Genomic DNA, 11,845 nt, shown 5'->3' with positions numbered 1-11,845 from the left:
GTTGCCGTCTGTGATCCCATCGAAGCGGCACGCGATAACGCCGCGGACTTGTTCAACGTCTCAGCAAAATACGAGAGCATTGACGCATTGCTGGACAAAGAAGCCTTGGACGCTATCTTTGTTGCGACACCCGCACACCTCAACGGCGAGGCGGCACTCCCCTGTTTTGAGCGCGGTGTCCATACCCTTTTGGAGAAACCGCCGGGTATGAGTGTCGCAGAAACAGTCGCTTTACGAACTGCAGCAGAACGGACAGGTGCGAAAGGCATGGTGGGCTGGAACCGTCGTTTTCATCCGATCATCGTCGAAGCGAAACGCCAAGTGACCGCACGTGGTCCCGTGACACAAATCGTTGGTGAGTTCCACAAGAGCATCACCCGATTGGCACAAGGCAACAGATTTCCAGAACACTTGATGGACAATATGTTTCTGGAGACACCCATCCACGCGCTTGATGCGATCCGCGCCATCGCCGAAGCTGATGTCCAAGAAGTCCATAGTGTCGTTCAGCGAAGCATCTCAAATTATAAAGATGTCCACGCCGCACTCATCCTGTTCGATAACGGTTGTGTCGCTCAACACATTGCCAACTACACCACGGACGCACGCCTTGAACGCTATGAGATTCACGGTAGAGACATTTCCGCTTATCTTGAGGGAGTTTCCCGCGGAACCGTTTTCTGCGATGGCACACAACAGGAAATCACCGAAGCAGGCACGGGTGGCACGGTTGAGCAAAACAGATATTTCTTGGATTGTGTGAAATCCGATACGCCTGTTTCGTTCCCAGCCGCGAATCTTGACGAGGCTGTTAAAACCATGGAACTCGCCGAAGCAATCTTAAGTGGATTGTGTTCTTAAGTGAATTGTGTTAACGGTAGCCTGCAACAATACGCAGAAACACTTTCTTCGCATTGGATTTTTTCGGACGAACGGTGTTGCTCACAGACGAAGGAATGAGCAACACCCTCGCCCGTCCGTAAGCGTTTGCAAAAACACGCAGGCGGATAGATGGAACGCACGTCAAAGTTCAAACGCACGTTGTTCCTCCGCAAGGGAAAATTAAAAAATGGCAACATTAGATGAACACTTTGAAGCCTATAAAACCAATGGTTTCACGATCTTTGAGAAGGTTTTTGACGAACCCCAGATGCAAAGTTGGCGAGAGAAGCACCAAGAACTCTCCGCAGCCAACGATGGGCAAATGTGGTTCGGAAATACGCTTGAATTGGCACCCGAACTGATGTGGTCCGCTGTCTCGCATCCGACAATCCTTGAATTTATAGAAAAGGTGATGGGTCCCTTTGTGCAATTAGACAACCTCACGCTTGCTGCGTTTGCCTCAATTGAAAAAGAAAAGGCAGAAGGTAGAGTCTCTGGGTGGCACCGTGATCGCTGGGCACACGTCCCTTTTACCGATGCTTATCATCGCCCGAACGCCATCAATGCTATATCCTATTTGCAGGATTTGACCCATGAATATGGACCCCTCCGTGTCATTGTTGGCTCGCATCGGAAGCCGATTACCATGGAAGATTCGCAACGTGCCGTCCCGCATCCCGACGAAACACTGGTCCACATGAAAGCTGGCGATGTCGTCATCACGCATAACGGACTCATCCACTCCGGCACACCGAATACCTCTGGAAACTTACGCTATTTCTTCAGCATTTATTATAACCTGACATGGCTGAAACACACCGATCATCACACGGGTCCGCATACCCAAAAGTTGTTGGAGACTGCGAAAGCCGCCAATAATCATCAACACATGCGACTTCTCGGTGTGGACGAGCAACTCCAACCCCGATGTAACTCCGGCTTCCTCCGCGCCGACGAAGAACGCTGGGAAGAGTGGACTACAGCGGATCAGGAAGCGATAAAGGAGGGATAACCGATGGCAAGCCCAAGTGTAGTGCCGCCAACACTCAACGTTGAACTGGATCACCAACTGCAACAAGAGGTCAACTTTTTCCTGAATTGGGGATACCTCGTCGTCGATAACGCCGCGACACCAGAACAGATTGAGTCATTACGTCAGGCACTCGATGAAAGTTACGAACGCAACGACAAAAGCCAATTCATTGGTGAACTCCTTGAGGAAGACGATCGGTTCGCGTTCCTGTTAGACAACCCGCCTGTTCTAAAGCGGATGGAGGCTATATTAGGCACCTGTGTCCAACTCCACAGCGCGACGGCACGCATCACCGAACCCGGAACGCCAGACCAGCATTGGCATCGCGATGGTCCCTGGCCCGTCGCACCGAACGGAACGCCTTACGGAAGTCTCCCCGCACAAATTAACTGCGGGTATTACCTTGACGAGGTTACGGATGATAACGGTCCTACGGTTATCCAACCCGGCAGCCATAGGGCACCCTTCCGTCCACCACCGACGCCTGTCGAATTGCCTGATGAAAAACGGGTGCTTGTCTCTCCCGGTCAAGCGGTTATGTTCGACGGATGGACTTGGCATCGGGGTGCCGCTAACAATTCGTCACAACGTCGACGCGTCTGCCTGATGTGCTACCAAAACGCGTGGATGAAATCGCGTGAACCTTTTGATGGGCCTCGCGTCACAAAACTCCGAGAAGACGGCACACCGCAACAGCAACTCTTACTCGGCGCAATCCCAAAATGGTAAAGTCGTTAGGTATCAGGATCAGTGATCAATAGAGTAGGTTTTCGTGTAAAACACAACCATAAGCCCGCAACAACGGCGCGGAGTTTTTGCTTGGGCGTTTCTTCAACTCGAACACGGAAACCGTTAAGTTACAAGTTCCGTTACTTATCCGCAAGGTATAATTAAAAAATGAATCTCGCTTATATTGTTATTGATACACTCCGCTACGACTATATCGGTGCAAACGGAAACGACTGGATAGAAACACCCAACATCGATCGATTTGCTTCGGAAGCTTTGGCTTTTGACTACACTTTCTGCGCCAGTTTCCCAACGATTCCCTATCGCACTGATGTCATCACTGGGCAATACGGCGCGCCCATCCACCCGTGGAAACCGCTCCGTCACGAACGCCAAACTCTACCGTGGACACTCGCAGGAAACGGCTACGCCACGCAACTCATTCACGATACACCGCATCTCGTCAATGGCGGGCATAACTTTGACTGGCCCTTCCACGCATGGACGTTCGTTCGCGGGGCGGAGGTCGATAGAGACTGGATATCTGATACTGTCGTGTGGCCCGATAACTGGACACGTCAACCTCTCTTTGATTCTATTGATGACAAGGCCGCTGAATCAGGGATGCTCCGCAGCTACGCACGCGCAAACAGAAACCGCAAGAAACCTGAAGATTGGAACTGCGCAAGACTCTTCAACACCGCTGCACAATTCCTTAAAGACAACGCCAAGCGAGACAATTTCTTCCTCTGGGTAGACTGCTTCGATCCACACGAGCCTTGGGACGCGCCGCTTGAGTTCATGAAAAAATACGATACTCGTCCCGATTACGATGGACGCGTCGATCCGCGCAGCCTCGGGGCACGGGGTAATGCGAAACTTTCGGATGAAGCGAAACAACACATCAAAGCGCAATACGCCGCGAAAACGACATGGATGGACCACTGCTTCGGACAATTCCTCGACGCACTTGAATCCACAGGGCTTGACAAGAATACCGCTGTCATCTTTACCGCTGACCACGGCACAAATGTCGGTGAGCGTGGTAGATTTGGTAAAGGGCAACCCGTCCGTCAGCAGGAGGCGCATGTTCCGCTCTTTATTCGACTGCCCGAAGGAAGTACAGGGAGAAGCAACGTCATTGTCCAACCGCAAGACTTCTTCCCAACAATTCTCAATATTTTAGGTGAAGCGCGTCCCGATGGCATTGAAGGACACGACATCTTAACCCCAGCGCGTAATGGGGAATCCGGTGAAAGGCAACTCGCACTCTCAGGTGGCAGTATTGAGCGATGGGAGAACAGCACAGAGAACCCAAATCTCAATCTCTTCACTGTCTTTGATCGTGAGTGGAGTTTAGAGGTCGGGACGAAACCTGAAAATTCAAGACTCGTCCGGCTCGGTGAATTAGACGACGTTGCGAACGAACATCCCGATGTTGTCGCCAAACTGCACGCTGCCGCTATTGATGAAATAGAACGCCGCGGCACCGATCCCGCCCTCATGGCATGGCTTCGGAGTGGCGGTGAGGTCTCTTTCCCTGCTGATGCCCACTACTGGAATGGTTACCCTGGACCCGCAGGCTACCGTCCCTATTTCGGGAAACTCTACACCGGCGAATAATGGCAGTCAGCAGTCAGTTGCTGTCAAGGGCGCGGTTTCATGAAGGACGGCTTCAGGGACATTTAGCTCTTCTGTAGGAGGGAACTCCGATTCCCGACTTCTTACTTGACAACGGTTCGGAGTTTTGATAACTTATTAACTCATGACAAACTGAGGAAAAGTCAACCCTCTAAGGAATTCCGTGATGAAGAAATCAAACCTCCAGCAGCAGGCAGTGATGTTAATCGAGAAACTTCCAACTGAAAAGCTCAGAGCCGCTATTGATTATATGAATTATTTCTACGATAAGGAAGCCTGGGAAGCAACTTACGAATTGGCAAGCGATCCTGAAATCGTCAAAAGCTTGGAACAGGCTGAAGCGGATGAAAAAGCCGGTAGGCTTAAAAGTTGGAACGATGTTAGACGCGACGTTTAAAGTGCAGCTCACAGACAGATGAATAATCCGCTCAGAAGTTTTGAACTCGAATTTTTAACCCATTGGTGTATTACCTTTATAGGAGAAAAACATGCCACGCACATATAAAGCCTGTCTCATCGGATGCGGACGGATGGGCGCGACCATCGACGACGAAGTCGAGGGCAGAGCCGATAGTTTTATTTGGCAACCCTTCTCACACGCAGCAGCCGCTGTCGCCTGTGAACGAACAGACCTCGTCGCAGTCTCAGATGTCTTTGCCGAGAAAGCCGAAACCATCAGGCAACGCTACGGAGCTGAGCGCGCCTATACAGACTACCAAGAGATGATTGAGAAAGAAAAACCCGACATCGTCTGTATCGCCACGCGTCCCGGTCCGCACGCCGACATGACTGTCTTTGCCGCCGAAAATGGGGTCAAGGGTATCTACTGTGAAAAACCGCTCTGCTGCTCTATGGAAGAAGCAGACATCATGGTAGACATCGTTCAAAAGCACGGTGTCAAATTCAACTACGGCACGCAGCGTCGCTACATGCCAATCTATCGAAAAGTGCGGGAGCTCGTGGATGCTGGCGAAATCGGCAATGTTTTATGCTCCATTGCCCAATACGGATCCGGTTCTGCGCTCTGGGGATTAACCCACGCCGCCGATATGCTCCTCTTCCTCGCGGGTGACCCGGAGGTTGACTTCGTAACGGGCGCGATTATCTGCCAAGATTCCGATTGGGATGGCAACCGTCTCAACGTTGACCCCGGTATCGCCTGTGGTTACATCCGGTATTCCAACGGGGTCCACGGGTATAATACCGCAGGCACTGGACCCGAATATGAGGTTTGCGGCACCGACGGTAAGATCCGTATACAAAACAATAGTAGAGAAATCCAATTCCGAAAAAAGGATGGGACCTTCTTTGAAGAAGTGCCGTTCCCAGAGACATCCAGAGCGACAGGCACCGTCATGGGCATTACCGACATCGCCGAAGCACTCGACGAAGACCGGGAGACGAAAGGACCCGTCCACCTCGCGCGTCGGAGTATAGAGACGCTTATGGGCATGATCGAATCGCATCGGCTCGGTGGCAAGCACATCACACTCCCGATGGAAAATCGATCTCTCTACGTTACCAGAGACAACTGGTAGCATCGTCCCCGATAGGCGCGCTTTCTAAGCGCGCTTATTTCTGCTGGCGAGGTTTCTAACCTCGCCTAAAAAAACATGAACTTAGAAACCCAAATCCAGCAATTCCGAGAAACCTTTTACACTGTCAAAGCCGAAGTCCAAAAACGCATTGTCGGTCAAGACGCAATTATTGAAGGCGTGCTTTTCTGTCTACTTGCTAACGGACACGCTCTCCTTGAAGGCATCCCCGGCTTAGGCAAAACACAACTCATCTATACCCTCAGCGAGGCACTCGATCTCTCCTTCAAACGTATCCAATTCACGCCGGATATGATGCCCTCCGACATCACAGGCACAACGCTCCTTGTTGAGGATGAACACGGAAGAAGGCAGTTTGAATTCCAGCAGGGACCCATTTTCTCTCAACTCATCCTTGCCGACGAGATTAACCGTGCCACACCGCGCACGCAATCCGCGCTCCTTGAAGCGATGCAGGAGCGCACCGTCACCGTCGGACGCACCAGCCACAAGTTAGAAGAACCGTTTTGTGTCCTCGCTACACAGAACCCGTTGGAAATGGAAGGCACCTACCCACTCCCCGAAGCACAACTCGACCGGTTCCTCTTTAAACTCCTGATCGACTTTCCGGGTGAAGATGAGATCGTCGAAATCCTACGCCGCACCACATCCGGAGCCGAGATTACTATCGACAAGGTGACGAATGCCGAGACGCTCAACAAGATGCGTCAACTCGTGCCACAGGTCATCATCGCGGAGCATGTTGAACGCCACATTATCCGACTCGTCCGCGGCACGCATCCGGATGCCGAGGACGCGCCGGAGATCGTCAAACGCTATGTCCATCTCGGTGCCGGGATTCGGAGTGTCCAAGCGGTAGCCCTCACCGCCAAAATCAAAGCCCTCCTTGATGAACGCTACAACGTCGCCTTTTCGGATATCGATGATGTGTTGCTCCCTGCGCTCCGGCACCGTATCCTTCTCAACTTCGAGGGACAAGGCGAAGGCATTGAACCCGATGCCATTGTCAACGAGGTTCGTAATAGCATAACTTCAACACCATAGCCCACCCCGTGTTTCTTTTCGGATTGTTGGTGAGATTCCAACTGCATGCCGCTGAGAATATAATATTTGTGATTGCCAAAAATAGGCGAAAATGATAATGAGAAAATTGTGATTGTCAAAGATAGGTGGAAACGATAATATGAAAAACTTCATAGCGGGTGAATACAGACAACAACGAGAATATAAGAGTTTTACACCTTCCTTTGTAAACTGTTCTTTTATTTGGGAAAGCCCACAGATAAATCTTCTGATTGAACATGCGGCGAAACTTCTTGGAGAACTCAACGCCTATGCTGAACTTCGTCCAGATGTTAATCTCTCCATTCCAATGAGCATCGCGAAAGAAGCAACATACTCCAACCAAATTGAAGGCACAAAAACTGAATTTGATGAAGCCATTTTACCGCAAAGAGAGATTAGTCCAGAGAGACGAGATGATTGGCAGGAAGTCCAGAATTACATTGAAGCGGTGAACTTCGCGATAACCAAACTGTCCGAACTTCCGCTTTGTATACGACTCCTAAAGGAGGCACACAAGATATTGCTCTCTGGTGTTCGAGGACAACACAAAGCCCCTGGAGAAATTCGCAAAACTCAGAATTGGATCGGCGGTTCATCGCCTTCTGATGCATTTTTTGTGCTGCCATCAGCGGAGGAGGTTCCGGATCTTTTAAGCGACTTGGAAAAATTTTGGCACAACCAATCACTACAGATTCCAGAACTGATTAAAATTGCGATTACACACTACCAGTTTGAAACCATCCATCCTTTTCTGGACGGCAATGGAAGGTGCGGAAGACTATTAATCGTTTTGCAACTCATCGACGCGCAGATACTGAGCAAACCTTTCCTTTACATGTCCACGTTTTTTGAGAAGCACAGGAACTCATACTATGATTCGCTTTCTATGGTCCGCAAATCAAATGATTTAGAGCAGTGGATTACATTTTTTTTAAACGGAATCGTTGAAACCACCCAAGATGGGATTAAGACATTCAAAGGGATTCTCGAACTTCAGCGAGAATATGAGACCAACATATTAACTCTCGGCTCTCGAGCGAAAAACGCGCAAAAACTGTTGCGTTTTATGTACGCTACGCCGATTGTTAATGTAAGATCAGTTGAAAAAGAACTCGGCATAAGTTTTTCAAGCGCGAATCGTCTGCTAAAATCATTGACAGAACTTGGTGTACTGAAGGAAACTTCAGAGGACTCTCGTAACCGCCTCTTTGTATTGGAAAAATATGTGAATCTCTTTAGAAGTTAGGGAATCCCAGACAAAAATGAGGAAATTATGACGATGAGGACATCCCAGGCATATTTCACACCGGAAGAATACATCACTTTAGAACGCAAGGCGATCCCTGACGCTGATACAGTCAGAAGTGAATACATGAACGGTGAAATAATTGCTATGTCTGGAGCAAGTTTCGCGCACAATCTAATTACTTACAATATCTCCGGTGAATTCCGCACTCGCCTGAGAGGCAGTGGATGCCTTGCATTCGTTAATGAGATGCGTGTGAGTATTCCGTCAGTAAATTCTTATTTTTATCCTGATGTCAGTGTCGTCTGCGAAGAACCTCGCTTTCAAGACGATGTTTTTGACACACTCCTCGATCCGATTGTTATCGTAGAGGTGCTTTCCCCCTCAACAGGGGCTTATGACAGAGGCGACAAATTCGCACACTACCGACAACTCACATCCTTGCAAGAATACATCCTCGTCTCCCAAGACCAGGTCCACGTTGATCACTACGTCCGACACGCAGCGCAGTGGATTCTCACTGATTTTCAAGAACTTGAGCAGCAACTCCCACTTACTTCCATCCAATGCGAATTACCTCTACAAGAGATATACGAAAGCGTTCCATTCCCTGAGTAGCACCAATACCTAAAGACCACGCCCTTCCGTACTGGTGAGATTTCCTAACCTTCCTCTGTGCCTACAAAAATTTTTCTTGACATTACCAGCACAGTTTTGTTACACTCAAAAAACAACCCAAACTTCTACTTTCAGAGAACGAGATCGGAAAAATATGCAAGAATCCTTACGAAAACTGAAAAATCTCCTTCAACAGCTCTTCCGCGCAGATGCCGCAGACCTCGACTTTGGTATCTATCGCATCATCAATTATCGGCGCGACCAAATTCAAAACTTCATTGATGAGGAACTTCCCGCTATTGTTAAAGAAGCACTTAACGAAAACGCGGAAATCGAAACCGCACGGGAAGATATTGATAACTTAGCACAATAAATTCGTGATGCCCTGGGGGACACTGTATTAGATGCTGATGGAAATTTGATTAACGAAATCTTGAAGCAAGAGAACAACACGGTACGCCGCGATCCCAAGACCAACGCGCAGATGCCGTTTTCAATCACCTCTACACCTTTTTCTCTCGTTACTACGATAGTGGTGATTTCATCCCTCGCAGACGCTATTCCCAAACCGAACGCTACGCCGTTCCGTACAACGGCGAAGAGGTCTACCTCCACTGGGCAAACCGCGACCAGTACTACGTCAAAAGCGGTGAGCACTTCTCCACCTATAGATTCAAATCCCAAGGCATTACTGTTACTTTTGACCTACGCAATGTGGATATTGAAAAGGATAACGTCAAAGGAACGAAACGTTTCTTTATTCCATTATCTGCTGAGACAAACTATAAACCAGAAACCAATGAGATCTGTATTCCGTTTGAATACCGATCCCTCACCGACTCTGAAAAGAAACGCTACAGTGGACAAAGGCAACAGGACAGAATTATTGATATTGCCGAATCAGAAATCATCGCCGCTGCTGGAGCGATTTCCAACGCGGATAACGCTTACAAAGTCCTCGCTGCACTTAGAAAGCAAATAGATGATGTAACAATCCTCAAGAAACGCCTCCGAACCTACACTCGCCATAACACAGCAGATTTCTTTATTCATAAAGACCTTAAGCAATTTCTCAACCGAGAACTTGATGTCTATATCAAAAACAAAGTGATACCGTTGTCCTCCCTCATTTTCGCAGACGCTAATTTTCAAGAGGAAAATTTAACGAAAGTAAATTGGATTGAAACAGCAAAACTCGTTCACAAAATCGCCTCCCAAATAATTGAATTTTTGTCACACATCGAAGAATTTCAGAAACGCCTCTGGCTTAAAAAGAAGTTTGTTCTCTCTACTGACTACTGCCTCACACTTGACCGTGTCCCAGAAGAATTTTATCCTGAAATCATACAGAACACCGCGCAACTTGAAGAGTGGAAAGACCTATTCGCCATCCATGAAATAGATAACAATCTCATCAGCACCGACTACACCGAACCGCTCTCCGTTGATTTTCTTAAAGAAAACCCAAACCTTGTTTTGGATACCTGCCACTTCACACTGGACTTCAAAGACCGTCTCCTGTCACATTTTGACAATCTGGATAATGAAACGGATGGAATCCTCATTCATAGTGAAAATTTTCAAGCCTTAAATTTGTTGGGAGAAAAATATCTTGAATCTATAAAAACTATCTACATTGATCCGCCCTATAATACTAATGCATCTGCGATCCTGTATAAGAATGATTACAAGGACTCTTCTTGGCTCTCGCTGATGGTTGATAGGGTTGAAGTTTCACAAAAGCTATTGAAAACCAATGGTATTTTTTGTTCCGCTATTGATGATGTTGAAGGATCAAACCTCCGGCAGTTACTCCAGAATCTTTTTGAGAAAAAGAATGAACTTGGAATTGTGGCTGTCTGTTCCAACCCAGGAGGACGTAAAAGACCAAGAGGCTTTGCTCCTGCTCACGAATATGCCATGTTCTTTGGAATGACCGAAATTTCACAAATTAGCCGCCTTGAATGGACGGAAAAACAACTTAAGAACTACAGGAATATTGATGAGAAAGGATCTCTTTTCCAGTGGAGACCTCTTAGGAAATCTGGTGGACCTAATGCCCGGCGAATCGCTAGGCGTCGCTTGTTTTATCCAATTTTTGTCAAGGACGACCAAATTCGAATTCCCAAAATGGAATGGAGGACCACGTCCGAGGAATGGTGCCTCATGGAAACACCGATTCCTGGAGAAACAGTAATTTGGCCTATTGACGAAAATAATCAAGAAATGACATGGAATTTTGAAGTTAAAACACTTAAAGAAAGGTTAGCATTATCTGAGGTATCCGCGAAAACATACTCGGATGGTAATATCTCAATTCGCTTTAAACGTTTTCTAAACGAAGAAGGAACGTTGCCAACAACATGGTGGGGAAAAATAGAGTATTCAGTTGATGAGGACGATGAAGATAAAAATGGGAAAAATAAAAAAACAATAACGATACAGGCATGGCAAAATACTCAGCGACATCACATGGAACTAATCTTTTAAAAGACATGCTCGGTGAAAATGAATTCTTGTTTCCTAAATCCATCTATCTTGTTGAAGATTGCCTCCGCGTTTCTTCTCTTGGCGAAAACGGTATTGTGTTGGATTATTTTGGAGGTTCCGGCACCACCGCCCATGCCACTATCAACCTGAACCGCCAAGATGACGGCAAACGTAAATACATCCTCATTGAAATGGGACATCATTTTGACACTGTCCTCAAACCGCGTATAAAGAAAGCTGTCTATGCCGAAAAATGGAAAGAAACCAAACCTGTTTCTCGTGAGAGTCGTCTCTCTTATATCATTAAATACCAACGCATCGAATCCTATGAAGACGCACTCAACAATATTGAATTTACCGAACGCGAAAATTCGCTCTTTGAAGAGCAGTTGCTTAGTTATCTATTGGGAAACGAAACCCGCGACAGCCATACATTTTTGAACGTTGCTGAACTTCAAAACCCGTTTAACTATCAACTCAACATCGTTAAAGATATGCAGACGCAGAAACAGTCTGTCGATTTACCTGAAACTTTCAATTATCTTCTTGGAATCTCTGTCAAAACCCGTCAATGTTTGTATGATG

Annotated in this window: 12 protein-coding genes; all 12 read left to right on the top strand. The window is 47.6% G+C overall.

Features of this window, described 5'->3' with window-relative positions; genetic code table 11:
* Window positions 1–861: Gfo/Idh/MocA family oxidoreductase (locus J4G07_20790; GenBank protein ID MCE2416424.1), on the top strand; the 861-nt coding region annotated here is incomplete at its 5' end.
* Between the two features lie 208 nt (window positions 862–1,069).
* Window positions 1,070–1,894 carry a phytanoyl-CoA dioxygenase family protein gene (locus J4G07_20785; GenBank protein MCE2416423.1) on the top strand — a complete coding sequence of 275 codons (825 nt, stop codon included), beginning with the start codon at window positions 1,070–1,072 and terminating at the stop codon, window positions 1,892–1,894.
* 3 nt (window positions 1,895–1,897) lie between these two features.
* Window positions 1,898–2,644 (top strand): phytanoyl-CoA dioxygenase family protein, encoded by a 747-nt coding sequence (locus J4G07_20780; protein MCE2416422.1) that lies wholly within the window; start codon window positions 1,898–1,900, stop codon window positions 2,642–2,644.
* 168 nt (window positions 2,645–2,812) lie between these two features.
* Window positions 2,813–4,267 carry a sulfatase gene (locus J4G07_20775; protein ID MCE2416421.1) on the top strand — a complete coding sequence of 485 codons (1,455 nt, stop codon included), beginning with the start codon at window positions 2,813–2,815 and terminating at the stop codon, window positions 4,265–4,267.
* Window positions 4,268–4,451: 184 nt separating this feature from the next.
* Complete coding sequence (locus tag J4G07_20770) at window positions 4,452–4,682, top strand: hypothetical protein (protein ID MCE2416420.1); 231 nt, start codon at window positions 4,452–4,454, stop codon at window positions 4,680–4,682.
* 91 nt (window positions 4,683–4,773) lie between these two features.
* On the top strand, window positions 4,774–5,823 hold the full coding sequence (locus tag J4G07_20765; protein ID MCE2416419.1) for a Gfo/Idh/MocA family oxidoreductase: 1,050 nt from the start codon (window positions 4,774–4,776) through the stop codon (window positions 5,821–5,823).
* A gap of 75 nt (window positions 5,824–5,898) precedes the next feature.
* Window positions 5,899–6,885: an AAA family ATPase gene (locus J4G07_20760; protein MCE2416418.1), complete on the top strand. Its 987-nt coding sequence runs from the start codon at window positions 5,899–5,901 to the stop codon at window positions 6,883–6,885.
* A 139-nt stretch (window positions 6,886–7,024) separates the two neighbouring features.
* A complete protein-coding gene (locus tag J4G07_20755) occupies window positions 7,025–8,152 on the top strand; it encodes a Fic family protein (protein ID MCE2416417.1) in 1,128 nt (375 codons plus the stop codon).
* A gap of 33 nt (window positions 8,153–8,185) precedes the next feature.
* Window positions 8,186–8,770, top strand: a complete 585-nt coding sequence (locus J4G07_20750; GenBank protein ID MCE2416416.1) for a Uma2 family endonuclease — start codon at window positions 8,186–8,188, stop codon at window positions 8,768–8,770.
* Between the two features lie 154 nt (window positions 8,771–8,924).
* Window positions 8,925–9,143, top strand: coding sequence for a hypothetical protein (locus J4G07_20745; protein MCE2416415.1), 219 nt, complete (start codon window positions 8,925–8,927; stop codon window positions 9,141–9,143).
* A 341-nt stretch (window positions 9,144–9,484) separates the two neighbouring features.
* Entirely contained in the window at window positions 9,485–11,260 is a 1,776-nt protein-coding gene (locus J4G07_20740) for a hypothetical protein (GenBank protein MCE2416414.1), read from the top strand.
* A partial coding sequence (locus J4G07_20735; protein ID MCE2416413.1) for a site-specific DNA-methyltransferase occupies window positions 11,218–11,845 on the top strand: 628 nt, incomplete at its 3' end. The genes J4G07_20740 and J4G07_20735, both read left to right, overlap by 43 nt.

Source organism: Candidatus Poribacteria bacterium (assembly GCA_021295715.1).
Taxonomy (GTDB): domain Bacteria; phylum Poribacteria; class WGA-4E; order WGA-4E; family WGA-3G; genus WGA-3G.
Note: the sequence above shows the minus strand (reverse complement) of the source record. Positions and strands in the feature narration are given on the sequence as shown.